Origin of the sequence: Serratia sp. JUb9, assembly GCF_014298095.1 — a bacterium.
Taxonomy (GTDB): domain Bacteria; phylum Pseudomonadota; class Gammaproteobacteria; order Enterobacterales; family Enterobacteriaceae; genus Serratia_B; species Serratia_B rhizosphaerae.
The window spans coordinates 2,475,115-2,501,792 of the sequence record NZ_CP060416.1 but is presented as its reverse complement, the minus strand read 5'-3'; the positions used below and the strand labels follow the sequence as shown (position 1 = coordinate 2,501,792).

The window sequence follows — 26,678 nt, the reverse complement described above, 5'->3', positions numbered from 1 at the left end:
ATGATATGGAGCAACTATGGGACACTCATCAAACAGAGGCGTTGTATACCAGGGGCCGGGAAACGTTGAGGTGATGGATATTGATGAACCAAAGTTCGTCAGCCCGTCAGGCAAGAAAATCGACCACGCAGTAATTCTCAAAGTTCTGTCGACCAACATTTGCGGTTCGGACCAGCATATGGTTCGCGGCCGCACTACCGCGCCGGCCGGCATGGTTCTGGGGCATGAAATCACCGGGGAAATCATTGAGAAAGGTTCCGATGTTGAAATGCTTAACGTCGGCGATATTGTCTCCGTCCCCTTCAATGTGGCGTGCGGCCGCTGCCGCTGCTGTCGCGAGCTTGATACCGGCGTGTGCCTGACCGTTAACCCGGCGCGCGCGGGCGGCGCCTTTGGCTATGTGGATATGGGCGGCTGGGTCGGCGGACAGGCCAAATACGTCATGGTGCCGTATGCCGATTTCAACCTGCTGAAATTCCCCGACCGCGATCAGGCGCTGGCAAAAATTCTGGATCTGACCATGCTGTCAGATATCCTGCCAACCGGCTTTCACGGGGCGATCACCGCCGGCGTGGGCGTCGGTTCTGTCACCTATGTCGCCGGCGCCGGCCCGGTGGGTCTGGCTGCTGCGGCCTCCGCGCAGATCCTGGGTTCAGCGGTGGTGATGGTCGGCGATTTTAATAAAGAACGCCTCGCGCACGCCGAAAGAATGGGCTTTGTACCGATCGATTTAGGCAAACACGATCGGCTTGGCGAGATGATCGCCGAAGTGGTCGGCGTGCCGGAGGTCGATTCGGCCATTGATGCGGTAGGCTTTGAAGCCAAGGGCCACTCCGGTAAAGAACAGCCGGCGGTAGTGTTGAACAGTATGATGGACATTACCCGCGTGGCTGGCAATGTCGGTATTCCGGGGCTGTATGTAACGGATGACCCGGGCGCCCATGAGCAGGCGGCGCGCGAAGGATCGTTAAGCCTGAAGTTTGGTCTCGGCTGGTCCAAGGCGCAAACCTTCCATACCGGGCAGACGCCGGTTCTACGCTACAACCGGCAGCTGATGAATGCGATTCTGCATGACCGCCTGCCGATCGCCAAGATTGTGAATGCCAAGGTGATCCCGCTGGAAAGCGCCGCCGAGGGCTATGCCAGCTTTGATGCCGGCGTGGCGGCGAAATACGTTCTGGATCCCCACGGCATCCTCGCTTAATCACGATACGTTCACGTTTGTTCTGACAGTTAGCGGCGGGTCTGCTGCTATCTGTCAGGTTATCCCGCCTTCACCCCGTGAACGGGCGGGCATACCCCGCCACGTTCACATCCTGCTAATCCGTTATCGGGGTTCCTGCCTGTTTTGCGCCCTCCGGGCGGATTTTGAACCAGATGGCATACATCGCCGGCAGAAACACCAGCGTGATGATGGTGCCGCCGAACGTGCCGCCGATGAGAGTATAAGCCAGCGTCCCCCAGAACACCGAGTGCGTCAGCGGGATAAACGCCAGAATTGCCGCCAGGGCGGTCAGCAACACCGGTCTGGCTCTCTGGATGGTCGCCTCCACCACCGCATGGAACGGCGTAAGCCCTTCCTGTTCGTTATGGTGGATCTGGCCAATCAAAATCAACGTGTTGCGCATCAAAATGCCCGACAGCGCAATCAGGCCAACCAACGCATTAATGCCGAAAGGCTGGTTAAACAGCAGCAGCGTCGGCACCACCCCAATCAGCCCAAGCGGCGCGGTAAGAAATACCATCACCATCGCCGACATTGAGCGTACCTGCAGGATAATAATCAACAGCGTGATGGCAATCATGATCGGAAACAGCGGCGCCATCGCTTTGGTGGCTTTGCCGGACTCTTCAATCGACCCTGCCTGCTCAATGCGGTATCCGGCCGGCAGTTTATCCACGATCGGCTGCAACTCTTTGGTTATCGCCGCAGACACATCCGGCGGCTGCAGGTTTTCAGCAATATCCCCGCGCACGGTAATCGTCGGGGTACGGTCCCGGCGCCGCAGTACGGGATCTTCCATTCGCACGTCAACCTCGCCAATCTGCGACAGCGGCACCCGCTGGCCGGCAGACCCCACCAGGGTAAAACCGGCTATTTTGTCCGGATCGAGCCTGATATCCCCCGCCGCGCGCCCCATGACCTGCACGGAACGAATGTCTTCGCGCACTTCGGTGATCGGCACGCCGGAAAGCAGAAACTGAAGCTGCTGGGCAACGGCATTTGATGTCAGCCCGACCGCCTGCAGTCGGTCCTGAACGAGCGTAAAATGCAGCGTCGGCACCCGCGGCCCCCAGTCGGTATTGACGGTCCTCATCATCGGGCTGGCCTGCATGACGGTTTTCACCTGCTTTGCGATCTCGCGCAGCCTGGCGGGATCCGGCCCCATAACGCGGTAGGCCACCGGATACGGGGAATACGGGCCAAACACCAGCTGCGTCACACGCACGCGGGCTTCAGGCGCCAGCCCGTTGGCCGCCGCTTCACGCAGCCGGAACTTGAGCGCTTCACGCGCTTCCTGGCTGTCCGTCAGCACCACAATTTTGGCAAATGATGGATCGGGCAATTCTGGCGCCATGGCCAGATAGAAACGCGGCGAACCCTGCCCAATGTAAGCGGTGACAATTTTTGCTTCTTTTTGCTGATGTAACCAGTCTTCAATTTTCGCCGTTGCGGCATGGGTCTGTGCTATTGAGGTACCATAAGGCATTTGTACTTCTACCAACACTTCCGGGCGATCGGAGGTGGGGAAAAATTGTTTTTTAACCAGCCCCATGCCGAGAATGGCCACGGTAAATATGCCAAGCACGGCGCCAGCCACCAGCCATTTGCGCGCGATGACGCGGGTCAGCAGCCGGCGAAAACGGTTGTAATGACGCGTGTCGTAAATCGCCGCGTGGCCCCCTGCCACCGTTTTGATTTTCGGCAGCATTTTCACGCCCAGATAAGGCGTAAATACGACCGCCACCACCCAGGATGCAATCAGGGCGATGCCCACAATCCAGAACATGTTGCTGGTATACTCGCCGGCAGTGGACTGCGCAAAGCCGTTGGGCATAAAGCCAACGGCCGTTACCAGCGTACCCGCCAGCATCGGAGCCGCCGTATGGCTCCAGGCATAGGCGGAGGCTTTGATGCGGTCATAGCCCTCTTCCATTTTCACCACCATCATTTCGATGGCGATGATGGCGTCATCGACCAGCAGGCCCAGCGCCAGAATCAGTGAGCCCAGCGTGATACGGTCGAAGTTTTTGCCGGATGCCTCCATCACCACAAAGACAATCGCCAGCGTCAGCGGCACCGCCGCGGCGACGACAACCCCCACGCGCCACCCCATACTGATAAAGCAGACCACCATCACCACCAGCAGTGCGACAAAGAATTTGATCATGAACTCGTCGACGGCTGAGCTAATGTTGACGGACTGATCGGTGACCTTGGTCAACGCCATGCCCAGCGGCATATCCGCATTGATGTTGGCCGTTTCCGCATCCAGAGCCTTCCCCAGCTCCAGTCCGTTCCAGCCTTCGCGCATCACGATGCCGAGCAGCAGCGCCGGTTCCCCCTGATTGCGCACCAGGAAAGTCGCCGGATCTTCATAACCACGTTCCACGGTTGCGACATCTGAAAGCTGCAGGGTTCTGCCCTGTACGACGATGGGCGTCGCGCGGATCGCATCCAGCTTGTTGAAGGCGCCGTCCAGACGGATAAAGACCTGCGGCCCGCGCGCATCAATCGACCCTGCCGGCGTCAGGACGTTCTGACTGTTCAGCGCCGAGAAAATATCCTGGGGAGAAATACCCAGCGTCGCCAGCCGGTCATGGGAGAAGGAAACAAAGATGCGCTCCGACTGCTCGCCGATAATATTGACCTTCTTAACCCCCGGAACGTGCAACAGCCGCTGGCGCAGTGATTCAGCATCACGCACCAGCAAACGCTGCGGCACCCCCTTCGCCTTCAGCGCGAAGAGCGCAAAGGTGACATCGGCAAATTCATCGTTGACCATCGGCCCGATGACGCCGGCCGGCAGGTTTTTTGCCTCATCATTGATTTTCTTGCGCGCCTGATAAAACTCTTCCTGCACCTGCGAAGGCGGCGTGCTGTCCTGCAGCGACAGCATGGTGAAGGCCATACCGGGGCGGGTGTAGGTTTCGCTGCGGTCATACCACTTCAGCTCCTGCAGACGCTTTTCCAGCGGTTCGGCAACCTGGTCCTGCATTTCCTGCGCCGTCGCTCCCGGCCAGGCGGAGATAATCGTCATCTGTTTGACTGTAAACGGCGGATCCTCCGCACGCCCCAGCCCAAAGAACGCGAGGATCCCGGCCACGGTAATCAGAATAATCAGGAATAAGGTGATGGAACGCTCGCGAACGGCAAGCGCCGAAAGATTAAAACGCCCGTCGCTCATGGTTTGCTCCCGGCTACGCGGGCATCGCCCTGTTCAGCCATTCTGACGGTCTCGCCGTCATGCAGCAGATGCGCGCCCAGTGCAACCACCCGATCGCCGGGTTTGAGGTTACCGCTCACGCTTGCCGCATCGTCCCCCAGACTCAGCACCTGAACCGCCCGCCACGTCACCCTGGCAGGCTTGCCTGAAATACTCCAGACCCCCGGACCTTTACCCGGGTCGTAGAGGGCGGCCAAAGGCACCTGCATAACATCGCGGGCTATTTTATCTTTCGCTATTTGCAGCGTAACGGTTGAACCCAGCGGCGCACCCGCCAGCGCACCTTCCAGCACATACCTCGCCTCGAAGGTGCGGGTCACCGGGTCGGCCGCATTGGACAGCAGGCGCAGTTTCGCCGCCACTGCCTGAGTATGGTTTCCGTATAGTGAGGCCCGCGCCTCGCTGCCGATAGCCGGCCGCAGCGTCTCGGGCAACTGCACGCTGGCCTCACGTTGCCCTGCTCTGGCGAGCCTGACCACCGGCTGCCCGGCACTGACAACCTGCCCCGGTTCAGCCAGCGTATCCATGACCACGCCGTCGGCATCGGCCAGCAATACGGTATATGCCGACGCATTTTTCGCTACGTCAGCCTGCGCCTGGGCGGCGCTGAGCTCTGCCCGGGCCGTGTCAGCGGCGGCTTTTATTTGGGCGTAGGCGGAGGCGGATACGGCGCCGGTAGCAACCAAACCGCGATAGCGCGCCTCATCACCCGCCGTCTGTCTGGCGCGCGCCCGTGCGGCAGCAACCGCCTGTTGCTGAGCCTTGGCCTGTAGGTTCAGATCGGCGGGATCGAGACGCATCAACGGTTGCCCGCGCTCAACGGTCTGGCCGGTATCAACAAGACGCTCAAGGATTTTTCCTGACACCCGGAAGCCAAGATCGCTTTGCGTCCGGGCAACGACAACGCCGGTGAACGCGCGGGAAGCATCGACGGCAGCGGCCACCGCCGCCGTTCTTACCAGAGGGGGCTGATTGCGCGGATCATCGCTCCCCGACGTGTCGCCGCATGCCGCCAGGGCAAAGGACAACGAGCAAATGGCAATAGAGACAGGTTTGAGCCTGAGCATGGGTTCCCTTATTGAGGTAACAGGACAGTAACCGCATTCTCAGACCAGTGACCAATATTGTCAATAGTCACCATTCAAGGCGACAGGCTTCTCAGTATCAATGACGACAACAATACGGCAGCCGATGAGGCCGTTTCCAGGTTGTACTGCAGCTGAACCGGGTTGATGTAAGGCCGCATGACCAGGTATATCGCATGCGCCGCCTCATCCAACGGCGTTTTTCGCTCGAACTCGCCGTTCTGCCGGCCCTCAAGGATGATTTGCTCGATCAGTTGCCGCAGACGCTCCTCATGCGCCGCGGCTGAAGGCCAGCTGTCACGGGCAGCGACCGCAGCGATGTCATAAAGCTTGCGATCGTGAAAAAACAGGTCGCTGCCGGCTTCCGTCAGGGCTTTGAATAGGCGTCTCAGCTTCTCGGCGGCCGTCGGCGCATCGGCGATGGCCGCATGGACAATCTCCATGATCATCGCCAGCCGGTTACTGCAGATCACCTCGCCGATCGCCTGCTTGGAATCGAAAAACTTATAGATATACGCCTTGGAGAAACCGATCGCTTTGGCGAGATCGGACACGGTGGTTTTTTCGTAGCCAAAGTGCCCGAAATGCTCGGTGGCGGCGTCCACGACCTGATCGCGGACGCTGTGGTCCGCGGGGCCCCGTGCGGGGGTTGTATTGATATGTTTAGTCATTTATCCAGCTTAGCGTAATGCGCCCTGAGCGACAACAAGTGACCAATTTGCGATAAGGTTACACGAGTGGTTCGACCCAGGGCTTCCCTATTATTCCTGTGGCGTGCTGTTACGTCGTGACCGGCAGGGGGAATTGTCCGTCGCCAAACGCCCCTCTACCGTGGAGCGGTTACCGCCCGGTTGCGGGCCACGATGCGATCGTGGGTCAGCGTTTCGCCCGCAGACATAAACTCATCCAGCAGCACATCCCTGTTTTTCGCTGCGCGGGCTTTATCCGCATGCTGCAGAGCCGCCTTTAGCTCGGCAGGAGACAATTCCGTACAATAGGCAGGCGTGCCGGGTTGCTGACGCCAGGATTCTGCCAGTTGGCCCGCATCGACAGGCTCGAATCCCGTGTCACTGACCAATGCCATGGCAATGGATTTGGCGTTTTCATCATCTCCGGCCACGGGAATCGCGATGCGTTCAGCGGCGCCGTCCGGCAAGCCTTTATCCGCCAGCGTGGCGGCAAGCACCGCATTCCACGCTTTGATCAGAGGCCGTCCGAGCTGCTCGCTGGCCCAAACGCCCTCCGGCTTGCCCTGCTCAATCTCGGCGATAGCGCCATCGCGGAACGGATAATAATTTGAGGTATCAATAATCGTCACGCCGGCTGGCGCGTTGCTCAGCCAGGTCGCGACGTCGGTGTGGTTAGCAAACGGGATGGCCAGGATAATCACCTCGGCGTCACTGACGGCCTCTTCCCGGCTCACCGCCACGGCGTTGGCCTGGCGGGCGATATCAACGATCGTCGCCGGCCCCCTGGAGTTTGCCAGCTTCACGTGATGGCCGCAGGCAGAAAGTTTACTCGCCAGTGTCGCGCCGATGCTGCCTGCGCCAATAATGCTGATATTCATCGTAGGTCTCCTCAGTATCCTGAATCGTTTATGACTTATTCCGCTGCCGGATGCGCAAAGTCGTTGAGCGTATCGCGCAGCTGAACCAATCCTTCCTCCGTCAGCTGGCACGCCGAGCGGATTTTGTCGGTGACGGACCAGAGTTCCTCACGCAGCGCTTCGCCACCGGCGGTCAGCGTGATCAGCACCCGGCGCTCGTCGCTCGGATCGCGCCGGCGCAATACCCTGCCCGAAGCCTCCAGCCGCTTTAGTAAAGGCGTTATCGTCCCGGTATCCATCCCCAGACTGTTACCCAGTTCCCCGACAGAACGCGGCGTCCCGCTGAACAGTTCCAGCATCACCAGATACTGCGGGAAAGTCAGCCCCAGCGGGTCGAGAAAAGGTTTGTGCATCCGGTGCATCCGGTTTGCCGCGCCGTACAACGCGAAGGAAAGCTCTGTGCCAATCCCCCGCGGCTCTCTTTTATTCATCGTCATCGCCAAAATCTGTTGGTTGATATTCTAGTGCACTAGATAAAGTAAGCGAATTCTCCCGCCATCAGCAAATAATATCAATGGATGATCGTGCGCTGCCGCGATAAACGGGCGCTGACGTTAAAGACAATTACCGGAGGTTAAGTCATCAGCGAGCGCCAGCAGACTGGAAACGGGAGACCGTAAACAGGCGTTAAACGTCCATTTAAACCGGGTTAAAGAGGCTCCTGAATAGACAGCTTGATAAGAATTTACCAATCCTTGTTAACAACGGTTTGCTCAAGTGATGACATTGTCAGTACAACCATCGGCCCGCCCTGGCGGATTCTGCAAACATGCGTACGGTCAGTGGCGCTTTGTTTTGCACCAACGGTTTATTGGTGAACCATTTCCTGAAGAACCATTCATGCCGCCACGGATAGTATTTGTCCCACTCTAGCGCCGAGACATCCACACCAAACACTTCATCATATTTTCCGATGGCAAATTTCACCTCATCGTCCTCGGCGTATTCCTGCAGCGGGTCATCCAGTTCTAACGGGATAGTCTTAAACGTGAACGTCGCAAGAACCGATAGTTCCTCCCGAAAGAACGCCAGCACCTCCTCATCACTTACCATAACTTATCCTCTCCACGGGCAATTTTGTTGTAGCGCGTGGTAGCTTTTACCGTGATTTGGGCGATGTCATTGGCCAAAATCACCCAGCCAAGAACAGGCACGGCACGGCCAACAAACACCCCGAGGTTGTTAACCATTCTGACCTTGAACTTTAGGACGGATCCCTTTGTTACCGTCGGCAAAATTGCGCGTTTGAAGCGCACGTTTACGTGCTTACGGAAGAATAACGATGCGTGTGACGTGCCCGGTGTCGCGGTGCTTGGTTTACCGGGGACGGGTATCGAATTATCACCCAGAATTAAAGCCGCAACGCCTAAAACATCTTGAACGCCTAACTGCTCTTCAACGGTATCAATCATGATCCAGAACAGCAACTCATGCGCTGATACGTTTACGATGCCCTTATAGAAGTAAGTCCCACCCAGCTCTTCAACGGTATCCATACCTATTCCCTCAACTCAGCATGCTCGCAACATAACCAATGATGACGGGGTTTTCAACGTGTTGTTTCGCTACATCGCCAAACCTGCCCCACTTTGCACGTGCAAAAAAACAACAGACGTGCCAACATAGCCAAATCAGTGGCTTAAAGCTTACAAGGGTACGATATGGGGCTGGGAATCAAGGCGTTAATCGGTGCGCTGGTGGTCATTCTGATCGGCGTATTATCCAAATCACGCAACTACTATATTGCCGGTCTGGTTCCCCTTTTTCCTACCTTCGCCCTGATCGCCCACTATATTGTCGGCACCGAACGCTCTCTGGAAGATTTACGCACCACCATCCTGTTTGGCATGTGGGCGGTGTTCCCCTACATGGCCTACCTGGTTTCGCTCTATGTGCTGCTGGGCTATGTCAAACTGCCGACGGCGCTGACTGCTGCGGTGGTGTGCTGGCTGGTCGCCGCCTGGCTGCTGATTCTGGCCTGGAACCGCTGGCACGGCCAGGGATAATACGGCCATGCGCCATTCTCCCGCTCAATGCGAAGAGACAAACGTTGAAGGCGTCATCGACGCGGGTATGGCGAAGGTGCGTTTCATTCGCTCAACCTCTTGCAGCGGCGTCAGCCCGAACAGGCGCTTGAACTCACGGCTGAACTGCGAAACGCTCTCATAACCCACCCGGACGCCGGCGGCCGACACCGTGAAGTTATTGCGCAGCATCAGCAGGCGAGCCTGATGCAGCCGCGTCGATTTCAGGTATTGCATCGGCGAAGTATTGGTCACGGTTTTGAAATGGCTGTGGAAGGTCGGCACGCTCATGCCGGCTTCCTGCGCCAGCGCCGTCACATCCAGATGTGAAGCGTACTCGGCGTGCAGCTTGCGCAAGGCTTTCGCCACCTTGCCAAACTGGCCCTGCATCGTGAGCGCACTTCTCATCACCGGCCCCTGTTCGCCGCTCAGCACCCGGTAGTAAAGCTCCCGCAGCATCGACGGCCCTAGCACCTCCGCATCCAGCGGCGACGCCATAATCTGCAGAAAACGCAGTACGGAACGGCTGAGCGGCGCATCCATGCGGCTCGACATCATACTGCGCGGGGCGTCGGTATCGGCAACACCGCGGCCATCCAGCGCCAGCATCAGGTCGGCGGCCAAGTTAAAATCCAGCCGGATGTAAATCGCCAGCATCGGTTCCGCCGCGCTGGCGTCCGTTTCCATGGTGAACGGCACCGGCACCGAGACCATCAGATAATGCTGCGCATCATACAAATAGACATCATTTCCCAGAAAACCGCGCTTGCTTCCCTGCACCACAATCACGATCCCCGGCTCATACAGCACCGGCGTGCGCAGCAGCGGCCGGTTGGAACGTAAAAAACGGACATCGGGCAACGCGGTGAGATTATAGCCTTCATGCGGCGTCAGACGATCCAGCAGCGTAACCATCTGGTGGCGGATCTGTCGGGATGTGTGTGTCATAGCGCCTGTGCTAGCCGTGGGAGGGATTTCCAGTGTGCCACTGCGGTTCTGACGCGTCCAGCCCGCTCATAGGAATAGGCAAAACACCGAGAGGATCCGGGCTACGCGCAACGCTTCCCCCGCCGTATGCTGGCGGCTCTACATAACGGAGGGAATACCTGATGACATCAGCAAAGTTATTGTTTATCACCGGCGTCAGCAGCGGGTTTGGCCGCGCGCTGGCGGAACAGGCGCTGCAGGCCGGGCACCGGGTCGTCGGCACGTTAAGAAATGAACAGGCTAAAGAAGCGTTCGAAGCGCTGTCGCCTGGCCGGTGTTTCGGCAGGATCCTGGACGTTACGGACTTCAGCGCCATTCCGCCGCTGGTTGACGCCGTAGAGCAGGACATTGGCGCCGTCGATGTGCTGGTCAATAACGCCGGTTATGGCCATGAAGGCGTGATGGAAGAGTCACCCATGGATGACATGATCCAGCAGTTTAACGTCAACGTCTTTGGCGCCGTCGCGCTGATTAAAGCGTTTCTGCCCTATTTCCGCGCACGACGTGCGGGCCATATTCTTAACATCACCTCAATGGGCGGATTTATCACCATGCCCGGCATCAGTTACTACTGCGGCAGCAAGTTCGCTCTGCAGGGTATTTCAGAAACGTTAACGCAGGAGCTGAAGCCATTTAATATTGCCGTGACGGCCGTTCAACCGGGATCTTTCCGCACCGATTGGGCCGGGCGTTCCATGGTGCGTGCGGCACGCAGCATCAGCGATTACGACCGCAGCTTCGCTCCCATCCGTGAGACGCGCATGAAGCGCAGCGGCCATCAGCCCGGCGATCCGGTTAAGGCGGCCAGTGCCATTTTGCAGTTACTTGACAGCCCCGCGCCCCCGACGTCGCTGCTGTTGGGGAGTGATGCCGTAACGCTGGTCAGGGACAAGCTGCAGCGGATGATCACCGAGATCGATGCCTGGGAAGCGGCCAGTCGCTCAACTGACGGCTGACGCAGCGCTCTGATTCCCCGCGCAGCGCTCGTCCGTATGCGCAATCGCGACCAGGGTTGGCGCAACGGTAAAGCCTTACCTATGATTAAACGCAAACGTCTCAAGGACAGGTTGTCTTTTAAACGCGGGGAATCACATGCGAACGGTATTGTTTACGGCGGCAGTAGTACTTTTATCCGGATGCGGGCTCAGTGACGAACTTGATGCGATCACGCTGGAAAATCACCAAAAAGTCTGTGACGGCTATGGTTTTACCCGGGGAACCGAGGCGTATGCCAATTGCCTGATGCGGCAGGATGAACTCGAAGATGCCGATGAACAGCGCGCCTTGGACCGGGAGGCGAGAAAGAAAAAATAGCCCTTCAGGCGCTGCCAGCCAACCCTGTGGGCAGCACGTTTTCAGCAGGTGGCGGAGGTGTTTTTCGCTATGCCTGACTCCACTTTTTATACTCCAGGCCACCAAACAACGCGAGACCCGCAAATGAGAACAACAGCACTGGCGTTTACCCTCCCGCTCTTCTTATTTACCGACCTGGCCAGCGCCGCTGACGGTTGCGCACCGCTGAAAACCACGATTAATGCAGACAACAGGCATGTTTATCAGGAATTGGTCCAAAGCGCGTTAACCGAGAAAGTAAAGTTGGCAACCATCGACATCACCGAGGTGCTGGCCGAAGATAAATGGCTGGCCGTTTTTGCATCCACGGAGATCTCCGATCCCGGCGTGTTTTTCTTTAACGACAATAAATTTATTGATGTCTGGGGCGGGATGGTGGAAGCAAAAGAAAAACGCACGGTAACCCAATGGGCACATGGCCTGCACGTACCGGGGACATTAACGCAATGTTTCTTTAAGGGCATTGTGATTAAGTAGGCAGTATCCGTTACTCAGCGCCAGAACGGTAATTTCCCTATCGCCGCTCTGGCCGTTTCGCGCAGCGCCACCTCGCCGGCGGCGTTTGTCCGACTAACTTTTGGAGACGAAGTATTGGAACGGCGACGATATTTTCATTCATAATCTTTGCCATCATCAGAATGATACGTACCTTCAAACGGATCTGACCATTTATAGTCATTATAAAATAAGGTAACTACATCACCGGTATCCCATAATAGCGTCCCTCCGCCACTGGAGGCTATTTTCCATTTTCCACGCGTATTGTCGCTAAACGCAATCGTTCCTTTAGCATAACAGGGAGAATAACGCTCATGCGTATTGAACATTAAAGGGACCGGATATGAACCTGAGAAAAAATCCTTTACCTCATTGGCTGAGATTTTAAATGCCCGGCATCCTTCCGTCACATTTTTCGACTCATCCTCACTTTTCCCCATTTCATTCACCTTCACCTTCACCTCGGTGATTTTTCTGGGCGGGATATTAGCGGCAAACGCTGTATGCAGAGCAATAATCATGGGGAGTATGAGAAACAAACGCTTTACCATTGTGCCGTATCTCCCCCTTATCATTGCTGACTCCATAATAATTTAATCCATTTGTTTTTGTAATACGTATAGCAACACATCATTACCTGATGAATAATAAATTCAAGATTACACCCGCTCTGTAACAAACAAAAAATATAACCCAATGAATATCTAAAGATATGATGAGAATCACAAAGGGAAATAATAAAAAATCATCTGGTCAGTAATGCTTAAATTAAATCGCCTTGGAGGCATTTATTTCCTCTCCTAAAAACCGTCGCCCTGCTGGCGAACGGTTCGAGAAACATGCGCTCGCAATCCTGACCCGCAATAAAAAAGCCGGGGTTTCCCCCGGCTCAGGCAAGCGGATTAACCGTTCTGGACAAATGCCAGCAGATCGGCGTTGATCGTCTCTGCCTCGGTGGTCGGCATGCCATGCGGGAAACCGTGATAGGTTTTCAGCGTGCCGTTGGGCAACAGCTTGGCCGACAGCGGACCGGAATTGTCATAAGGCACAATCTGATCGTCGTCGCCGTGCATCACCAGCACCGGAATGGTGATGCTACGCAGATCGTCGCTGAAGTCGGTCTGTGAAAAGGCGACAATGCCGTCATAGTGCGCCTTGGCGCTGCCCATCATACCCTGACGCCACCAGTTTCTGATGATGCCTTCGGAAGGCTGCGCGCCGGGACGGTTGTAGCCGTAGAACGGCCCCGCCGGCACGTCATGATAAAATTGCGCCCGGTTGGCGGCCAGCTGCGCCTGCATATCATCGAACACCGATTTGGGCAGGCCGCCGGGGTTGGCGTCGGTTTTCACCATCAGCGGCGGCACTGCGCTGATCAGCACCGCCTTGGCGACGCGGCTGTCACCGTGGCGGGCAATATAGTGCGCCACCTCGCCGCCGCCGGTTGAGTGGCCGACGTGCACCGCTTTTTGAATACCGAGGTGATCAACCACCGCCGCCACGTCATCGGCATAGTGGTCCATATCGTGTCCGTCCCAAACCTGGCTGGAACGCCCATGCCCACGGCGATCGTGAGCAACGACGCGGTAGCCGTGCGCCAGGAAAAACAGCATCTGCGCATCCCAGTCATCTGAACTCAACGGCCAGCCGTGGTGGAAAAAGATAACCTGTGCATCCTTCGGGCCCCAGTCTTTGTAGAAAATCTCGACGCCGTCTTTCGTTGTGACAAATCCCATTGCATTTCTCCCTCAGGTTTATGGTGTGAACTCACTTCGCCGACTGCACGGTTATGCCGGCAGCGGCTCTGTTTAAGGATAGTGGTGGTACGGGCATTCATCACGACGCTATTTTCTATCGTTTTGATTGATCAATGCGCCATTTTTAATCAATACCGTGTGACGGGCAGAAGCTCTGCCCAGCATCACAAGCGGGGATGACCCTGCCGGTTACATCAGGACTGGCACGCCCCCCGCGCAGGCCTTAAACTTGTCTCTATTCATATCAATAAGACTTTATCCGCCATGCATGATTTTCTGATTATCGTCCCCGACGGGGGCATGCTGTTTGAGGCGGCGGGCGTCGCCGATATTCTGACGCAGGCCAACCGCCTGCTGCCGCAGGATGCCCCCGGCGCCCCCTATCGGGTAATGGTGGCCACCACCCAGTCGCACCGGGTGGTGCACGGCGTCTCAGGCCTGAATCTGCTGGCCGATCGGCGGCTGTGCGATCTTGACCCTACGCATCCTTACGACACCGTGATGGTCGCCAATAAGGGCCAGTCCGACGCCGAGAACCTGAGCGTGGTGCACTGGCTGCAGCAGGCGGTGCACCACGCCCGCCGGATCGCCTCAATCTGCGGCGGTGCGCTGCTGCTGGCGCAGGCCGGCTTGCTGAACGGCCGTCACGCCACGACCCACTGGCGGCTGCTGGAACGTCTGCAGGCGGAGTTTCCGCAGGTAACGGTCGACAGAGGGCCGATCTATGTGCAGGACGGCAATATCTGGACCTCGGCCGGCGTCAGTTCCGGCTTCGACCTGACCCTGGCGCTGGTTGAAGAAGATCACGGTTTCAGCCTGGCGCGGGATGTGGCGCAGGATTTGGTGATGTTCCTGCGGCGTCCCGGCGGACAGGCGCAGTTCAGCCGTTACCTGCTGCACCAGGCCGGTGACGGCCCTATCTGTCAGCTGCAGACCTGGCTGGCGGAGAACCTCACGCAACCGCTCTCCGTCACCCAGCTTGCGGAACGCGTCGCCATGAGCCCACGCAATTTCACCCGGGTGTTTACCCGCACCACCGGCGTCACGCCGGCCAGATACGTGGAAGAAGTACGCCTGAACGCCGCCAGACAGCGGCTGGAGCAAACGACGCAGGGCATTGAGCAGATCGCCGTGGACACCGGTTTCGGCAGCGGCCTCAATCTGCGCCGGGTGTTCGAGAGAAACCTGCAGCTGACGCCGACGGAGTACCGGCAGCGCTTTTGCGCACGACACCTGTCCTGAATTGATTGTTTATTGTCATTTACGCCAAAACTGCGCCGCACTACATTGATGACAGACACCGATAACGAAGGAGTTCATCATGGTCAACGTAGGCATCAACGGCTTCGGCAGGATTGGACGTAACGTGTTGCGCGCCGCGCTTGGACGGACAGATTTTCAGATCGTGGCGGTTAACGATCTCACCGACAGCCGCACCCTGGCCCATCTGCTGAAATATGATTCACTGGCCGGCACATTCGCGGCGGAGGTCGAGGCCGGTGAAGGTCAGCTGAAGGTTGATGGCCGGACGATCCGCGTGTTTTCAGAACGGGATCCGGCGGCGATCCCCTGGCGCAGCGCCGGGGTGGACGTGGTTATCGAAGCCACCGGCTTATTCACCGAGAAAGCCAAAGCGATGGCGCATATCACCCACGGCGGCGCCAAACGCGTGATTATTTCCGCCCCGGGCAAGGATGACGACATCACCATCGTGATGGGCGTCAATGACGCGCAGTACGATCCGGCGCGGCATCAGGTGGTCAGCAACGGCAGTTGCACCACCAATGGTCTGGCGCCTGCCGCCCAGGTGCTGCATCAGGCATTCGGCATTGAACATGGCCTGATGAACACCACCCACGCCTATACCAACAGCCAGGCGCTGCACGACCAGCCGGAAAAAGATCTGCGCGGCGCACGGGCCGCCGCCGTTTCCATCGTGCCGTACTCCAGCGGCGCCGCCAAGGCGATCGGCAAAGTGATCCCCGAACTGGACGGCCGGATGACCGGCTATTCGCTGCGTGTTCCGGTACCGGTAGTGTCCATCGTCGATTTAACGGTCAACCTGCAGCGCGAGGCGACGGCTGAAGAAATTAATGACGCGTTCCGCAGCGCCGCCGCATCCGGCCCGCTGCAGGGCATTCTGGGCTACAGCGATGAGCCGCTGGTATCGAGCGACTACCGCGGCGATCCGCGTTCTTCAATTATTGACGGGCTGTCGACGCTGGTGATTGGCGGCAAGATGGTGAAAATCCTCGCCTGGTATGATAACGAATGGGGCTTCTCCAACCGCCTGATCGATCTGGCGCTGCTGATGGAAAAACGCGGCTTATAAGTCCCTTTGCGCAAGGTTCAAGGCTATACTGACGACACCGCCGACGGCGGTGTTTTTTTGTCTCTTTCGATAACGGAGTCATTATGCCAGCGCCATTTCCCCTCACCCCCGCCGAACGCGTCGCCGTGATGACCTTCGCCGACGGCGATCCTGATGAAAACCCCTGGGTTGCCGGCAAACCACGGGTGGAGGAGATCGACGTCGTCGACTATGACCCGTCTTGGCCGCAGCGCTTCGCACAGGAAAAGGTGCGGCTTGAGCGCACGTTGGGGTCATACGCGCTGCATATTGAGCATGTGGGATCCACCGCGGTGCCGGCGCTGGCGGCCAAGCCGATTATCGATATCGATCTGCTGGTGGCCGACCCGGCGGATGAAGCGGGCTACATACCGCCGCTGACCGCATTAGGCTATACCCATACCGTGCGCGAGCCGTCATGGTATCAGCACCGGATGCTGCGGCTGGACGCGCCGCAGATCAATCTGCACGTTTTTGCCGCCGGCAGCCCCGAGCATTTGCGTCACCGGCTGTTCCGCGACTGGCTGATCGCGCATCCTGAAGATCGGCAGCTGTACGCCGCCAGTAAACGGCGCGCAAAGCAAGGCGTAAACACCATGACCGATTACAACCGCAACAAGCAGGAGACCGTGCGGCAGATTTACGCAAAAATTTTCGCCGCACTGGCTAACGGCGCGAATTAAGCGTTATTCCCCGGCAGCGCGCTGGCCAGCGTCGCCATCAGCCGTGCCCGCCGCTGCTCCAGTTCGTCAATCTGCCGTTCGATATCCGCCAGGCGTTGATACTGCACCGCCTGCGTTTCCGGACAAAACGCGGCGCCTTCTACCAACAGCATGCAGTCCGGAAACGCACGGATCTCCGCAATGCTGAACCCGATGCCAATCAGCCGCCGAATCTGGCGTACCTGAGTGACCGCCCGTTCGGAAAAATAACGGTAACCATTCTCGGCGCGCGTTGAAGTTACCAGCCCCTGCGCGTCGTAATGACGGATCGCCCGTACGCTGACGCCGGTTTTTTGCGCCAGCTCCCCGATTGATAACTGCATTGCTCCCCCTGAATCAGCGCTTGACCCTGACATTAATGTCAGGGTTTAGCATAGCCGGGAATCGTTATTGAGACAGGAGCTTTTTATGCCGTTATCCCTTCGTCACCTTATTCTGGCGCTGATGCTGGCGCTGGTTTCCGCCACCCTGCCCGCCGCAGAGAAACACTACACCGTCAGCGCGCCCGACGGTGTGCAGATCGCCGTGCAGGAATCGGGCAACCCCGCCGGCCCGCCGATTATCTTTATCCACGGCCTGCTGGGGAGCCATCTGAACTGGACGCAGCAGCAACAGGCCCCGCAGCTGCAGCGCTACCGGCTCATCACCTTTGATCTGCGCGGCCACGGTCTGTCCGGCAAGCCGCAGCAGGAAGCGGCGTACCGCGACGGCAAACGCTGGGCGGACGATCTGGCTGCCGTCATCAACAACGCGCAGGCCCGGCGACCGCTGCTGGTCGGCTGGTCGCTGGGCGGCGCGGTGATCACCAACTACCTGGCGGCCTACGGCGACAGCAACATCAGCGGCGCCGTCTATGTCGACGGCGTGGTGGAATTAACCCCTGACCTGATCCCCGCCCATCCGCAGGTTTATAGCGCGATGACCGCCGAGCGGCTCGGCACCCACCTGAACGGCGAGCGCGCCTTTCTGCGCCTGTGCTTTTATCAGCAGCCGGATCGGGTAACGTTCGAACGGCTGCTGGCCAATGCGGCGCTTGCCGCCTGGCCGATGCAGCGTGCGGTACCGACGATGACGATCCCGCTTGAGCAGGGGCTGAAAAACGTCCGTGCGCCGCTGCTGTTTATCTATGGCCGGCATGATGCGCTGGTCAATCCGCAGGCATCACTGGCCAGAGCGCGAAGCGTCAACCCGCGCATTGAGAGCCAGATCTATGACGACTCCGGCCACGCGCCGTTTATTGAGGAGGCGCCGCGCTTCAACCGTCAGCTGGCGGCGTTTGCCGCCCGGCATACCGCGCGCTAAACAATGAAAAGTACGACTGACAACACCGTCGCCGGCGGTGTTGTTGCCTGACAATTTCAACCAAATAGCAAACTCTCCGTGCTTTCTTACATTCAACTCGCGGAATTTGTCACAGACAGCGCGAGGATAAAACCTGATCAGGGTAAAAAATTACGGCATATATCACGCTTTTCTGATGAATTCATATCATCGCCGATTCTTTTTCTTTATAAAGGATAACAATTATCATTATCAAATGGATTTGTGGCGCATTTACCCAAAAATGTCCTTTCAGTTCAGAATGATAGGAGCCCGGTAATTAGCAGATGTTTTTATAAAACATCATTTATATGGATTATGAATCATGAAAATAATTATCTCTTGGATAGTGTTTTTTTTAATTTTTTATTTTTCGATCTATTTCTTTGCCGTTCTGTTCGGAGAACACTTCAGAGCGGATAGCGCAATAATATTATCGTTTATATTTTCAGGAGTTATGTCTTTGTTATTTACAAAAATAAGAAAGCAAGGTGGACAATAAATAAAAGCGGAAAATAAGGAAATGGTTATGAAGACGCTGAATAATATCGAATTAATCGCAGTGGCCGGCGGTGGTGGTTTTAGCTATGCCGAGTTAGCCGGAACCGTCGCCGCCGGAGCCGTAACGGGAGGTCTTGCTGGTGCAGCCGTCGGAGGTATCGGCGCTATTCCCGGTGCCATCGCTGGAGCGGCGCTGGCAGGATCCGGTTATGCCGCCAACCAATTGGTGCAAGGCGTATTCAATAATGACGCATCCTGGCCTGGCGGGCGTATTGAAAAAATGTCGTCAAACGGCCCCGGGATGACGTTCTGTCAGTTAAAAGGACTGCCTGAAGGCTGCTAAGCGCCGAAGAAAGAGGCACAGGGGTGACTGTCATTTCCTGTGCCCAACGCCTCCCCCGCAATATTTCACACCGTTATCCTCCGCCTGCCCCACGAGCCAGCAGTGACCAATGAGGTATTTTCAGCAAACAACTATACACCGGATAATGAATATCATAGTATCGGTTAACTAATTGATACCGGAGAGTATTGTTGATGAAAAAACTGCTGTTTTCGGCGTTAATCGCCACGTCCGCCGTGTTGTTATCCGCCTGTTCACCGGATAACGATCATAACGTTAAAGTGGCGATCAATACCGGCCCGGATGAAGCCATCTGGAAAGTCGTCCAGCAGGTGGCAAAAGACAAATATAATCTGGATGTCGACGTTATCTCCTTTAACGATTACGTGCTGCCTAACGAAGCGTTAAACAATAAAGATGTCGACGCCAACGCCTTCCAGACGCTGCCTTACCTGGAGGATCAGTCGAAGGAGCGCGGCTATAAGTTTGCCATCGTCGGCAAAACCTTTGTGTTCCCGATCGCCGCCTACTCGCACAAGATAAAAAATATCAGCGAGTTAAAAGACGGCGCCACCATCACCATCTCCAACGAGGTCACCACGCTGGGCCGCAGCCTGCTGCTGCTGCAGGCGCAGGGGCTGATTACGCTGAAAGACGGCGTGGGTTACCTGCCGAGCAAAATGGATATCACCGCCAACCCGAAAAACCTGAAGATTGTTGAGGTGGATACGCCGCAGCTGGCGCGCACGCTGGACGATCCGAACGTGGCGATCTCGATTATCAACACCAACTTCTCCGCCCAGGCCGGGCTGTCTGCGGTGCGCGACGGCTTGTTCATGGAAGAGAAAGACTCGCCGTACGTCAACGCGATTGTGGCGCGCGAAGATAATAAGGACAGCAAGAAGATTCAGGAACTGAAAGACGCCTTCCAGTCCCAGGCCGTCGCCGACAAGGCGATGGAAGTGTATAAAGGCGACGCGATTAAAGGCTGGTAATTAACATCCTCGGCCAGCTAAAAGACGGCGGCCATACCGCCGTCTTTGCCCTCTGCCCGGATCTTCACCGGGAAAAACCACGGCGTATTGAAAATCAGGCACCGTGCAGCGCCAACCCCTTGATCGCCTTATCCACCGCCTTCTTCGGCCCGAGCAGCGCCAGACCGACCAGATTCAGATTATCAGCATCCTCCGCCAAAAACGCCTGACGGTTGGCTTCATCGTGCCCGGTGGTAAACATGGCGTGCACGTAGGGGATCAGGGTGAGTTCACGCTCCAGCCCTTTTCGGTGGCTGGTCTGCAGCCCGGCAATATCCGCCTCAAAAATCAGCATCGGCTGGCCGGAAATCGCGCCGTAATGGCGGCCGTGCGCGTCCACGTAGCGCTCGCCCAGTATCTCCGGAGCGGCTGCGGCAATCCCCGTCGCCAGAAAAGCCACCACATTCAGCCGCTGCCAGGCGGCCAGATCGTCACGCACGATAAAGGCGATTTTGCTATCAAACATCACTGCCGGTACTCCGTTGGTTGCTAAAAAACGCATCATCGGAGATCGGCCGTCCGTCAGTATAGAACGTTTGTGCACTGGCGCTGATAGGCCTGCGGCGACAGCCGGTAGGCGCGCTGGAACCAGCGGCCCAGGTGGCTCTGGTCGGCAAACCCCACCTGCATCGCCACCTGCGCCGGCGGCTCGCCCCGCGCCAGCCGCATACGCGCGGCGCGCAGACGCAGCCGCACCAGATAGGCGTGGGGCGACAGGCCAAAAGCTTTTTTAAACTGGCGAGTCAGGCGAAAGCGATCGATGCCGCTCTGCCGGGCCAGTTCGTCCAGCCCGATATTGTCGGCCATATGTGCGTGCAGGTATTCCCTGAGGCGATGGATCAACACCTGCGACTCATCGCTCAGCGACGAGGGCCTCACCTGGATATGGCGGGCCAGCAGATCGATCAGCCGGTCCAGACTCTGGTCGCGCGCCAGCCGGCCTTCGTTGTGGTGCACGGCGCAGAACGCCTGCTGGATCGCCGCACTCAACCGGGCATCGTCGGTCAGCGTGTGGCGGAACGCCCCTTCCAACGTCGACACATCGCCCAGCCCGCGCCGCCGCATCACGCCGGATACCCAGCTCTGCGGCAGATACAGCATGCCGTAGGTAAAGCCCTCATCCTGCGGCGCGTGGCCATCGTGCACCGCACCCGGTTCTATCAGGATCGCGCGCCCGGGGCGGCTGGTATGCAGCGAACGGTGACAGTTGAAGCGCTGTAATCCCTGCTGGGTAACGCCGACCAGCATCTCGTCATGATCGTGGGGATCGTAAGCGTGCCCGCGAAAATGAGCGTGAACGCTTTCGATACCGGTGTCGTCATCACGCCGCAGGGTAAGCCAGTCTTCGCTGCGCGGCGCATTATGCGTTGACGCCATGGGATTCTGTTCTCCGAAGCGGTATGGATGGATGTCAGAATTATCATACGTTCATCCCCGGGCGTTACAAAAAAATTGAAACTCATGCCGTTTTGCCGCCACTCAATGGCTATGTATTCAGTCAGGAGTCATCAAGGTGAAAATGCCACAGATCAAAAACGTCTTCAGCAGCAACCGGGTCAATCCACCGCCGCAACAAGAAACCGCCCGTCCCGTCACCGTGGCGGATTTACTGCAACGCGGCGCCAACCAGAACGACAGAAGCGTGGAGCCAACCGGCTTTAACTCGATTCATGAGCTGCGGGATTTTGCCCGCAACAACCCGCTGCCTAACACGCTGTATCGCGCCCATTTTGGCGATCGCGACGAGATTGACGCCTACGGCCTGGAACGTTCCGACGCATCGGATAAAAAGAGCGGCGACGACTATCTGGCGGATATTATCAAGCACACCTCGCGCACCGGCGGCAGCAGCGGCGGCGTGCTGTCGCTGTCCGGCTCGCTGCAGACCGCGCGCCGTTTTGCCACCGGCCGCACCGTGGTGCAAATCGACGCCAGCGCCTTTTCCGGTCGCTTTAAAACCACCGCGCAGATCCTGCTGGACGATGCGGACCGCCTGATGGCGGCGAAGAAAGTCTCGCCGAGCACGGTCAGAAATGCGCTGGAGCATTTACAAAGTGATGGGGAGTCCGAGGCGTTCTACCTGGACGGCGATATCCCCCGCAGCGCGGTGACCCAGATCTACTAACCCCCGCCCGGGTCCTGTCGCGCAGGCGATCAGGCGAAACCGCCGTTGACCCTGATCACCTGCGCGTTAATCCAGCGCCCCTGTCCGCCGGCCAGAAACGCCACCACCTCGCTGATGTCCTGCGGCACGCCCAGTCTTTCCAGCGGCGCGGCCTGCGCCAGCGCGTCAATTTGCTGCTGACTCTTACCGTGCATAAACAGTTCGGTGGCGGTCGGCCCGGGCGCGACCGCATTGACGGTAATATCCCGCCCGCGCAGCTCATTCGCCATCACTCTGACCAGCCCTTCCACGGCAAGCTTCGAGGCGATATAAGGGCCATAGCCGGGCATCGATTTGGCAATCACGCTGGTAGACAGCGCGATAATGCTGCCGCCCGCCGACAACTGCTCGCCGGCCGCCGCCATCATCAGAAAAGCGCTGCGGGCGTTGACGTTCATCATGGCGTCAAAGTCCGCAAGACTGGCGCTGGCAATCGGCGCCATGCGCATAATGCCGGCATTGATAACCACCGTATCAAGCCGGCCAAAGGTGGCCTGCGCGGCGCTGAACAGGCTGGCTACCACGTCCGGCTCGGCGACGTCTCCCGCCACCAGGACGGCTTTTCTGCCCAGCGCGGCGATCTCATCCGCCACCGCCTGCGCCGCTGCGCGATCCCTGCCAAAACCCAGCACGATATCAAAACCGTCCCGGGCCAGCGTGAGCGCGATATCGCGCCCTATGCCTTTACTGGCGCCGGTCACAATGGCGCTTTTGTTCTCCACCGACATACGTGTTCTCCTGTCCGGCACGGTCGCCGGGTTGGTTGGTCATCAGCAGCGCACGGCCGCGCCGCCGGCACGAGTAGTAATTATAGCGGCGGCACGTGGCCGAGCTGCTGATACAGCGCCAGCCAGTCTTCCATGTGCCAGGTGGCGGTTACACGCTCGCCGTTCAGGGTATGAAACTCGTGCAGCCTGACGCTGATGCTGCGCCCGCTCGGCGCAATGCCCATAAATTCGCCCAGATGGGTGCCGGTAATTTCGGCGCGAACGGCGGCTTTGCCCGGCTCCTGCAGCATCTCGTGAATGGTGATGCGGATATCGGGAAACGCGGCGATAAATCCGGCCAGCAGCGGCTTGAAGCCGTCAGGCCCCGGCCCCTGTCCCGGCGCCAGCGGAATATCCTGCCAGTCGCGGGTAACCGCCAGGTGCACCAGCTCCGGGTCTTTATCATTAAACGCGCGGTACAGCGTCTCGACGGCGGCGCGCTCGGTTTGTAAACGTTGGGTCAGATCGTCAGTATCGGTCATGCCTGGAAGCCTTTTGCTATCGGCGGTGCAGCTCACCGCCTTGCGCAGTATTCACCGCCGTGCCATCATCAATCCAACAAATTTCATGTATAGAGTAATATATAAAATATGAATTTTGAGGGGTTCGATCTTAATCTCCTTGCGGCGTTTGACGCGCTGATGGCGGAACGCAATGTCACCAAAGCGGCGGCGATGGCGGGCGTCAGCCAGCCGGCGATGAGCGCGGCGTTGGCGCGTCTGCGGCGCGCGTTCGACGATCCGCTGTTTATCCGCAGTGCGGAAGGCCTGCAACCGACCGCCAAGGCGCAGGCCATCGCCCCGCCGGTTGCCGAAGCGCTGGCGCGCATCCGCGGCATTATGCACCCCGCCGAGGCATTCGATCCGGCGGCGCAAACGCTCAGCTTTACCCTGGGACTGACGGAGTATCCGCTGCATATCGCGCTGCCGGCGCTGAGTAAGAAATTTGCGGCGCTGGCGCCGAACGGCACGCTGCACATCCGCAGTTTTACCGACCGCGATGAAACGGTGGCGCTGCTGGACAGCGGTAAAATTGACGCGGCCCTGAGCGTAACGCCCACCAAGACGCAGCGCCGGATCGTATCCGTTCCGTTGCTGAGCGATGAGTTTGTCACGCTGGCGGCAAAAGACGACGAGACGGCGCGCGACGAAATGACGCTGCAACGCTTTCTGGCGATGAAGCACATCCTGGCGTCGCCGGAAGGCAACCGCTACGGACTGATGGATGAGATGCTCAGAGAACGCGGGCTGACCCGCCAGGTGGCGCTGACGCTGCCCAGCATGTTCGCCATCCCGGCGCTGCTGCCCGGTTCGCACTATATCAGCACGGTGCTGCGCCGGGTGGCGGCAACCTCGGCCTGCCGCGAGGCGCTTACCATCACCGAGCCGCCGCTGCCGATGCCGAAGATTCAGTTTCACCTGTTATGGCATCAACGCACGCAGGAGCATGCGGCACATCGCTGGCTCAGAGAGATGATTGGCGCGGTGTGCCGGGAGATTGACTGACCGTCCCCCGGCGCCATGCCCTTACAGTACTTTCGACAAAAACTGACGCGTGCGCGGATGGCGCGGGTGGTTTAACAGTTCATCGCCGCTGCCCTGCTCGACAACTTTACCGTCCACCATAAATACCACCTGATCGGCCACCTCACGGGCAAAGCCAATCTCATGGGTCACCACCACCAGCGTGGTGCCCGATCGCGCCAGCTTTTTAATCACGTCCAGCACTTCACCCACCAGTTCCGGATCCAGCGCCGAGGTTGGCTCGTCAAACAATATGACCCGTGGACGCAGCGCCAGCGCGCGGGCAATGGCAATGCGCTGCTGCTGTCCGCCGGAAAGGTGCCGCGACCAGGCGTCGGCCTTATCGCGCAGTCCGACCACATCCAGCAGCGCATACGCCTGCTCCACGGCGGCCCTGCGGCTCAGCCGTTTGTGCGCCACCGGCGCTTCAATCAGATTTTCCAGCACGGTCAGGTGCGGGAACAGATTGAAATTCTGGAATACATAGCCGACGTTAATCCGCTGTTTGAGTATCGCTTTCTCCTTCAGTTCATACAGTCTGTCGCCCTGCCGCCGATAGCCAATATAGTCGCCGTCAATCTGGATAAATCCTTCATCCACCCGCTCCAGGTGGTTGATGGCGCGCAGCAGCGTCGATTTGCCGGAGCCGGACGGCCCGAGGATCACCGTGACGGATCCGGGCGGGATCTCCAGCGACACGTCATCCAGCGCCTTATGCCGGCCGAAGTATTTACTGACGCCGGTAATGGAAATATGACCTTCAGCTGACATGGGCAGGCTCCTGTGCGGTGACCGCGCGTGCGCGGCCTGCGGTGCGTGTGGTATTGACCGCCGAACGGCGCTCGCTGCGGGCCAGCGCGCGTTCAACGGCATACTGAATAAGCGACAGCACGGTAGTGATCACCAGATACCAGACCGCGCCGACCATCAGCAGCGGGATCACCTCCTGCGTACGGTTGTAGATCATCTGGATGGTGTAGAACAACTCCGGCATCGCCAGCACGTATACCATCGCCGTGCCCTTGGCGAGGCTGATAATCTCGTTGAAACCGGCCGGCAGGATGGTGCGCAGCGCCTGCGGCAGAATAATGCGTACGGTGCGCCGCCACGCCGGCAGCCCCAGCGCGGCGGCGGCTTCGTACTGGCCGTGATCGACGCCTAAAAAGCCGCCGCGGATAATCTCGGCGCTGTAGGCGCTTTGTACCAGCGTCAGGCCAACCACCGCGGTGGAAAACTGCCCCAGCACGTCAATAGTGGCAAAACTGCCCCAACGGATGCCGGTAAAGGGCACGCCGAGCGATAAGGTGTCGTACAGGTAGGAAAAGTTATACAGCACGATCAGCACCACGATTAGCGGCAGCGAGCGGAACAGCCAGATATAGCCGAACGCCAGCGTGCTGAGCAGCCAGGAAGAAGAGAGCCGCGCCAGCGCCAGAATACCGCCGAAAATCACGCTTAACAGCGTGCCAAGCAGGGTCAGCAGCAGGGTCTGCCCCAGTCCCTGCAGAATCACCGGGTCGAAGAACCAGCGGGCGAACACCCGCCATTCCCAGCGCGGGTTAAAGGCTACCGACTGCACCACCGCCGCCAGCAGCAGGAGCGCGACGGCGGCGCCGACGGCGCGCAGCGGATAACGCGCCGGCACCACTTTAATGGTTTCACCGTTTTTCATTATCATTCCTCATGCAGTTTGGCGTAATGCGGCGTGCAGCAGCGTTTTGGTAAAGCGCAGCCGGCCGTCAAACGGCGGCCGGGCGTACTCTTCCGGATCGCGGCCGGGGTCAAACTGCGGGGTATAGCCCTGGCCCAGGTAGAGTTTCACCGCCTCCGGCTGACGAAAGCCGGTGGTCAGATAGATGTGCCGGTAGCCCGCCAGACGCGCCCGGCGCTCCAGCTCCTGCACCACGCGGGCGGCCAGCCCCTGCTGACGCAGCGTCTTATCGGTCCAGATGCGTTTAATCTCGGCGGTTTGCGCGTCGTACGGCTTGTAGGCGCCGGTGGCGATAATCGCGCCGTCGCGCTCCAGGGCGATAAACAGCCCCTGCGGCGGCAGATACCATTCGGTCAACTCGACCTCCGCATGGCGGGAAAAGTAGTCGTCATAACGCGCGGCGTATTCGTCAAACAGCCCGGCGAGAATCGGCTGCAGTTCGGCGTCCTCCGGCGATACGTCGCGAAATTGCTCGCTCATCACGG

31 protein-coding genes are annotated in these 26,678 nt (G+C 58.3%); 13 read left to right on the top strand and 18 right to left on the bottom strand.

Going from position 1 to position 26,678, the window contains the following annotated elements; translation table 11 throughout:
* Positions 1 to 16 precede the first annotated feature (16 nt).
* Positions 17 to 1,204 (top strand): formaldehyde dehydrogenase, glutathione-independent, encoded by a 1,188-nt coding sequence (fdhA, locus tag HF675_RS11900; RefSeq protein WP_187044665.1) that lies wholly within the window; start codon positions 17 to 19, stop codon positions 1,202 to 1,204.
* Between the two features lie 115 nt (positions 1,205 to 1,319).
* On the opposite strand, the gene HF675_RS11895 is transcribed toward fdhA, so the two are convergent.
* The 7 genes from HF675_RS11895 to HF675_RS11865 form a co-directional block, all read right to left on the bottom strand.
* Positions 1,320 to 4,409: an efflux RND transporter permease subunit gene (locus HF675_RS11895; protein WP_187044664.1), complete on the bottom strand. Its 3,090-nt coding sequence runs from the start codon at positions 4,407 to 4,409 to the stop codon at positions 1,320 to 1,322.
* Positions 4,406 to 5,515, bottom strand: a complete 1,110-nt coding sequence (locus tag HF675_RS11890) for an efflux RND transporter periplasmic adaptor subunit (protein ID WP_187044663.1) — start codon at positions 5,513 to 5,515, stop codon at positions 4,406 to 4,408. The genes HF675_RS11895 and HF675_RS11890 overlap by 4 nt, the downstream gene beginning before the upstream one ends.
* A 74-nt stretch (positions 5,516 to 5,589) precedes the next feature.
* Positions 5,590 to 6,204 (bottom strand): TetR/AcrR family transcriptional regulator, encoded by a 615-nt coding sequence (locus HF675_RS11885; protein WP_105231206.1) that lies wholly within the window; start codon positions 6,202 to 6,204, stop codon positions 5,590 to 5,592.
* A 155-nt stretch (positions 6,205 to 6,359) separates the two neighbouring features.
* The gene (locus tag HF675_RS11880; protein ID WP_232251550.1) at positions 6,360 to 7,100 is read right to left on the bottom strand and encodes an NADPH-dependent F420 reductase; all 741 of its coding nucleotides are present in this window, start codon (positions 7,098 to 7,100) and stop codon (positions 6,360 to 6,362) included.
* Between the two features lie 35 nt (positions 7,101 to 7,135).
* Positions 7,136 to 7,492 (bottom strand): MarR family winged helix-turn-helix transcriptional regulator, encoded by a 357-nt coding sequence (locus HF675_RS11875; RefSeq protein ID WP_234008571.1) that lies wholly within the window; start codon positions 7,490 to 7,492, stop codon positions 7,136 to 7,138.
* Positions 7,493 to 7,868: 376 nt separating this feature from the next.
* Positions 7,869 to 8,192: a DUF1493 family protein gene (locus HF675_RS11870; protein WP_160031025.1), complete on the bottom strand. Its 324-nt coding sequence runs from the start codon at positions 8,190 to 8,192 to the stop codon at positions 7,869 to 7,871.
* Positions 8,186 to 8,635: an STM2901 family protein gene (locus HF675_RS11865; RefSeq protein WP_187044662.1), complete on the bottom strand. Its 450-nt coding sequence runs from the start codon at positions 8,633 to 8,635 to the stop codon at positions 8,186 to 8,188. The genes HF675_RS11870 and HF675_RS11865 overlap by 7 nt, the downstream gene beginning before the upstream one ends.
* A 165-nt stretch (positions 8,636 to 8,800) precedes the next feature.
* On the opposite strand from HF675_RS11865, the gene HF675_RS11860 reads away from it, so the two are divergent.
* Positions 8,801 to 9,145: a GlpM family protein gene (locus HF675_RS11860; protein ID WP_105231209.1), complete on the top strand. Its 345-nt coding sequence runs from the start codon at positions 8,801 to 8,803 to the stop codon at positions 9,143 to 9,145.
* Positions 9,146 to 9,169: 24 nt separating this feature from the next.
* Here the strand turns inward: HF675_RS11860 and HF675_RS11855 are convergent, their stop codons facing one another.
* On the bottom strand, positions 9,170 to 10,111 hold the full coding sequence (locus HF675_RS11855) for an AraC family transcriptional regulator (protein WP_187044661.1): 942 nt from the start codon (positions 10,109 to 10,111) through the stop codon (positions 9,170 to 9,172).
* Between the two features lie 161 nt (positions 10,112 to 10,272).
* Here HF675_RS11855 and HF675_RS11850 point away from each other — a divergent pair, with 161 nt between their 5' ends.
* The 3 genes from HF675_RS11850 (at position 10,273) to HF675_RS11840 (ending at position 11,980) form a co-directional block, all read left to right on the top strand.
* A complete protein-coding gene (locus HF675_RS11850) occupies positions 10,273 to 11,106 on the top strand; it encodes an oxidoreductase (protein ID WP_187044660.1) in 834 nt (277 codons plus the stop codon).
* Positions 11,107 to 11,242: 136 nt separating this feature from the next.
* Positions 11,243 to 11,464 carry a hypothetical protein gene (locus tag HF675_RS11845; RefSeq protein ID WP_105231212.1) on the top strand — a complete coding sequence of 74 codons (222 nt, stop codon included), beginning with the start codon at positions 11,243 to 11,245 and terminating at the stop codon, positions 11,462 to 11,464.
* A gap of 69 nt (positions 11,465 to 11,533) precedes the next feature.
* Positions 11,534 to 11,980 (top strand): hypothetical protein, encoded by a 447-nt coding sequence (locus HF675_RS11840; RefSeq protein WP_232251552.1) that lies wholly within the window; start codon positions 11,534 to 11,536, stop codon positions 11,978 to 11,980.
* A 134-nt stretch (positions 11,981 to 12,114) separates the two neighbouring features.
* Here HF675_RS11840 and HF675_RS11835 read toward each other — a convergent pair whose 3' ends face one another.
* Positions 12,115 to 12,552, bottom strand: coding sequence for a hypothetical protein (locus HF675_RS11835; protein ID WP_187044659.1), 438 nt, complete (start codon positions 12,550 to 12,552; stop codon positions 12,115 to 12,117).
* A gap of 351 nt (positions 12,553 to 12,903) precedes the next feature.
* Complete coding sequence (locus HF675_RS11830; RefSeq protein WP_187044658.1) at positions 12,904 to 13,737, bottom strand: alpha/beta fold hydrolase; 834 nt, start codon at positions 13,735 to 13,737, stop codon at positions 12,904 to 12,906.
* A gap of 285 nt (positions 13,738 to 14,022) precedes the next feature.
* Between HF675_RS11830 and HF675_RS11825 the strand changes: the two genes are divergently transcribed.
* The 3 genes from HF675_RS11825 (at position 14,023) to HF675_RS11815 (ending at position 16,791) form a co-directional block, all read left to right on the top strand.
* Positions 14,023 to 15,000, top strand: coding sequence for a GlxA family transcriptional regulator (locus HF675_RS11825; RefSeq protein WP_187044657.1), 978 nt, complete (start codon positions 14,023 to 14,025; stop codon positions 14,998 to 15,000).
* Positions 15,001 to 15,079: 79 nt separating this feature from the next.
* The gene (gap, locus tag HF675_RS11820) at positions 15,080 to 16,090 is read left to right on the top strand and encodes a type I glyceraldehyde-3-phosphate dehydrogenase (protein ID WP_187044656.1); all 1,011 of its coding nucleotides are present in this window, start codon (positions 15,080 to 15,082) and stop codon (positions 16,088 to 16,090) included.
* A gap of 83 nt (positions 16,091 to 16,173) precedes the next feature.
* On the top strand, positions 16,174 to 16,791 hold the full coding sequence (locus HF675_RS11815) for a GrpB family protein (RefSeq protein WP_105231219.1): 618 nt from the start codon (positions 16,174 to 16,176) through the stop codon (positions 16,789 to 16,791).
* On the opposite strand, the gene HF675_RS11810 is transcribed toward HF675_RS11815, so the two are convergent.
* Entirely contained in the window at positions 16,788 to 17,153 is a 366-nt protein-coding gene (locus tag HF675_RS11810; RefSeq protein ID WP_105231220.1) for a MerR family transcriptional regulator, read from the bottom strand. The two genes, HF675_RS11815 and HF675_RS11810, sit on opposite strands and share 4 nt — an antisense overlap.
* 85 nt (positions 17,154 to 17,238) lie before the next feature.
* On the opposite strand from HF675_RS11810, the gene HF675_RS11805 reads away from it, so the two are divergent.
* From HF675_RS11805 to HF675_RS11795, 3 genes are all read left to right on the top strand, one after another.
* Positions 17,239 to 18,132: an alpha/beta fold hydrolase gene (locus tag HF675_RS11805; RefSeq protein WP_187044655.1), complete on the top strand. Its 894-nt coding sequence runs from the start codon at positions 17,239 to 17,241 to the stop codon at positions 18,130 to 18,132.
* Between the two features lie 547 nt (positions 18,133 to 18,679).
* Positions 18,680 to 18,994, top strand: coding sequence for a hypothetical protein (locus HF675_RS11800; protein ID WP_187044654.1), 315 nt, complete (start codon positions 18,680 to 18,682; stop codon positions 18,992 to 18,994).
* Positions 18,995 to 19,188: 194 nt separating this feature from the next.
* Positions 19,189 to 19,989: a MetQ/NlpA family ABC transporter substrate-binding protein gene (locus tag HF675_RS11795; protein ID WP_105231222.1), complete on the top strand. Its 801-nt coding sequence runs from the start codon at positions 19,189 to 19,191 to the stop codon at positions 19,987 to 19,989.
* A 94-nt stretch (positions 19,990 to 20,083) separates the two neighbouring features.
* Here the strand turns inward: HF675_RS11795 and HF675_RS11790 are convergent, their stop codons facing one another.
* Both HF675_RS11790 and HF675_RS11785 read right to left on the bottom strand, forming a co-directional pair.
* Positions 20,084 to 20,494 carry a DUF2000 domain-containing protein gene (locus tag HF675_RS11790; protein ID WP_111737046.1) on the bottom strand — a complete coding sequence of 137 codons (411 nt, stop codon included), beginning with the start codon at positions 20,492 to 20,494 and terminating at the stop codon, positions 20,084 to 20,086.
* Positions 20,495 to 20,550: 56 nt separating this feature from the next.
* The gene (locus HF675_RS11785; protein ID WP_105231224.1) at positions 20,551 to 21,405 is read right to left on the bottom strand and encodes an AraC family transcriptional regulator; all 855 of its coding nucleotides are present in this window, start codon (positions 21,403 to 21,405) and stop codon (positions 20,551 to 20,553) included.
* A 142-nt stretch (positions 21,406 to 21,547) separates the two neighbouring features.
* On the opposite strand from HF675_RS11785, the gene HF675_RS11780 reads away from it, so the two are divergent.
* Complete coding sequence (locus HF675_RS11780; protein ID WP_158684811.1) at positions 21,548 to 22,153, top strand: hypothetical protein; 606 nt, start codon at positions 21,548 to 21,550, stop codon at positions 22,151 to 22,153.
* A gap of 29 nt (positions 22,154 to 22,182) precedes the next feature.
* Here the strand turns inward: HF675_RS11780 and HF675_RS11775 are convergent, their stop codons facing one another.
* Together HF675_RS11775 and HF675_RS11770 are read right to left on the bottom strand one after the other, a co-directional pair.
* Positions 22,183 to 22,920, bottom strand: coding sequence for an SDR family oxidoreductase (locus HF675_RS11775; protein ID WP_105231226.1), 738 nt, complete (start codon positions 22,918 to 22,920; stop codon positions 22,183 to 22,185).
* Between the two features lie 80 nt (positions 22,921 to 23,000).
* Positions 23,001 to 23,441, bottom strand: a complete 441-nt coding sequence (locus HF675_RS11770; RefSeq protein WP_105231227.1) for an ester cyclase — start codon at positions 23,439 to 23,441, stop codon at positions 23,001 to 23,003.
* A gap of 108 nt (positions 23,442 to 23,549) precedes the next feature.
* On the opposite strand from HF675_RS11770, the gene HF675_RS11765 reads away from it, so the two are divergent.
* Positions 23,550 to 24,464: a LysR family transcriptional regulator gene (locus HF675_RS11765; RefSeq protein WP_187044653.1), complete on the top strand. Its 915-nt coding sequence runs from the start codon at positions 23,550 to 23,552 to the stop codon at positions 24,462 to 24,464.
* Positions 24,465 to 24,485: 21 nt separating this feature from the next.
* Here HF675_RS11765 and HF675_RS11760 read toward each other — a convergent pair whose 3' ends face one another.
* From HF675_RS11760 to HF675_RS11750, 3 genes are read right to left on the bottom strand one after another with little or no spacing between them, the layout of a single operon-like run.
* Complete coding sequence (locus tag HF675_RS11760; protein ID WP_187044729.1) at positions 24,486 to 25,259, bottom strand: amino acid ABC transporter ATP-binding protein; 774 nt, start codon at positions 25,257 to 25,259, stop codon at positions 24,486 to 24,488.
* Positions 25,243 to 26,154, bottom strand: a complete 912-nt coding sequence (locus tag HF675_RS11755; protein WP_160031009.1) for an amino acid ABC transporter permease — start codon at positions 26,152 to 26,154, stop codon at positions 25,243 to 25,245. The genes HF675_RS11760 and HF675_RS11755 overlap by 17 nt, the downstream gene beginning before the upstream one ends.
* 9 nt (positions 26,155 to 26,163) lie before the next feature.
* The gene (locus tag HF675_RS11750; protein WP_187044652.1) at positions 26,164 to 26,673 is read right to left on the bottom strand and encodes a GNAT family N-acetyltransferase; all 510 of its coding nucleotides are present in this window, start codon (positions 26,671 to 26,673) and stop codon (positions 26,164 to 26,166) included.
* Positions 26,674 to 26,678: the final 5 nt, after the last annotated feature.